The organism is Nocardioides sp. JQ2195, from assembly GCF_012272695.1.
Lineage (GTDB): Bacteria > Actinomycetota > Actinomycetes > Propionibacteriales > Nocardioidaceae > Nocardioides.
Window position 1 is genome coordinate 1 of sequence record NZ_CP050903.1, and the last position, 1682, is coordinate 1682.

1 protein-coding gene is annotated in these 1682 nt (G+C 63.9%); it reads right to left on the minus strand.

Annotated features, from left to right (window positions below):
* Positions 1 to 857 precede the first annotated feature (857 nt).
* Positions 858 to 1403: a hypothetical protein gene (locus ncot_RS19405; RefSeq protein WP_168619481.1), complete on the minus strand. Its 546-nt coding sequence runs from the start codon at positions 1401 to 1403 to the stop codon at positions 858 to 860.
* Positions 1404 to 1682: the final 279 nt, after the last annotated feature.

A 1682-nucleotide genomic window follows, 5' to 3' on the forward strand; every position in this document is an offset into this window, starting at 1 on the left:
GCGCACAGACCCCACGACTCGCATTCGCCGTCCGGAGCCGTGGAGACATCTCTCTCCGACACGACCCGCCGCCCCGTTTGATCCCGCACTGTCATCGGCCTGTGTCAGACTGGGCACTAGCGGCCCTCCCATTCAGATGCACCTGAGTTGGAGCGGTAGAACCCTCTTGGCTTGCCGGCTGAGAGGGTTCTTGCTTTGAGTGGCGATCTTCTCGGATCCCGAGCGCCACTGGTGGGAGGCACGCCGACGCGATCCGGCGCAGTGCCGCGAGCGTGGGGATGTGCCTGGCAACGCGCTGACGGTGCCACTGACGGCACACGATGCAGTCGCACAACGCGAAAGAGGGATGGACAACAGCCATGGATGACACCTGACAGACGACGGGACCGGGATAGCCCCTAGCCCGTCGTGGCTCACGCGATGATGTCGCCCTGGCGCGGGGTGCTCGGTGTGCCTGCGACTCCGTGTTGTCCGACGCGACACCGAGGGGAGTGGCCCAAAGTGCCGGTCGTGAGGGAATTTCTATCAGAACTTTTGACCGCCCGAAGCGTTTCCCCAAAACTCCCCGTTGAGTTATTCCGAGTGAAGAGTCAAGAGCCGCACCGAGCGGCCCCGGACCCTCATCCGCGCAGTGCTCGGGGCTGCGCCCCTTGCGCGCTGGGCGTCTGTGGATCCCTCGTGGCCGGTCGGATGCGGTCGCTTTGGCCGTTTCAGCCCGCAGAACGCACCCACAGACGGCTGAAGAGGTGGACGACGAGGGTTTCGGGCATGACGAAGCCCTCCAGCGACTGTGGAGCCTCTAGAGGACCGTTACCGGGGTTGAGGATGCTGACGCATCCGGGGCCGCCCCGAAGCGATTACGGAGGGCCTGTGGCCGAGAGTGCATAGGGTGCAGGGTCTGCCGCTGCCGCAGTCTCCGAAGCAAGCAGGTTCTCGAGCTCGCGGAGATAGTTCGCCCTGGCACGTGCCTGCGCCGACGCTGCCGCCTTCATTTCTTTCATGGTCACGCCCCACTTTCGGGAGGACGACCAGAGTCGATAGGTGGCCCGTTTGCCGATGAGTTCGCCCGTGTCCTCATCGACCTTTTCCCACGGCACCACAGCACGGCCACTAGCCGACTTGGTGACGTACTTGGAGATATAGCGAGCCGCTTTGTCAGCAGAGCGGACCGGCTCTAGGTCGAGGACACACCCATACCCAGCGGCCAGAGCGAGCGCCTGAACCTCTTCGTGCTCAAGCCTGGAATCAACGAACACGAGCACGTGCCGGTGAAGCATTCCCCGCTCCTGAGTCTCGACCGCCCCAGCGAAAATGACCTCACGATCCCGCGTGAGAGCAGTGCGGAGACGATTCCAGCAGGCGGATTCCTGAGCGTTCCACTGACCATCGGTGAAGCCGTGCACCTCGCACCCGCAGACCGGAGTCACCTGCCGTTTCCCTTGATACCAGCGGCGGTGCCCCGACTTGGTCCCCGGCGCAGTGAGCGTCAGGAAGTACCCCTGTTTCCCTGCTGCAAGGTGCTGAGCCGAACCATTGTCGACTAGCCGGGCGAGACGACGCCGCTTCTGTTCCCCGCAGGGCTCGCAGGAGTACGAGTCACACCGCCAGAACTCGACGTGATCGCAGTCGAGACACACCGCGCGCAAGGGTTGCTCACAGTCAATCCGCGTTGCAGCGCGTGA